Source organism: Corynebacterium sp. HMSC072G08 (assembly GCF_001809185.1).
Classification (GTDB): domain Bacteria; phylum Actinomycetota; class Actinomycetes; order Mycobacteriales; family Mycobacteriaceae; genus Corynebacterium; species Corynebacterium phoceense.
Genome location: NZ_KV796453.1, coordinates 5,499 through 5,872, shown reverse-complemented (window position 1 = coordinate 5,872; position 374 = coordinate 5,499). Strand labels below are relative to the sequence as shown.

At 59.1% G+C, this 374-nt stretch carries 1 pseudogene; it reads left to right on the top strand.

What is annotated here, in order from left to right:
- Nucleotides 1-74 precede the first annotated feature (74 nt).
- Nucleotides 75-339 (top strand): annotated as a pseudogene (locus tag HMPREF2559_RS12840) (IS6 family transposase); the annotation flags it as partial.
- Nucleotides 340-374: the final 35 nt, after the last annotated feature.

Genomic DNA, 374 nt, shown 5'->3' with positions numbered 1-374 from the left:
AACCGGGGCGCCAGTTTATTGGTGCTGTTGCACAGTTGGGGCAGTAGGAAGAGTGACGTGAAATAGTCACAGCCATGGGTATCTTCTCCGGTCGTCATTTCCCCCGTGACATCATTCTATGGGCAGTGCGGTGGTACTGCCGCTACGGGGTGAGCTACCGCGATCTGGAGGAAATGATGACTTCAGCGGGGCGTGCCGGTCGATCACACCACGATCTACCGCTGGGTCCAGAAATACGCCCCTGAGCTGGACAAGCAAACACGGTGGTACCGGCAGGTACCTGACTGCCAGGCCAGTTCCTGGCGGGTCGATGAGACCTATATCCGAGTCGGCGGCAGGTGATGCTACCTCTATCGGGCGATCACCGCCGGTGG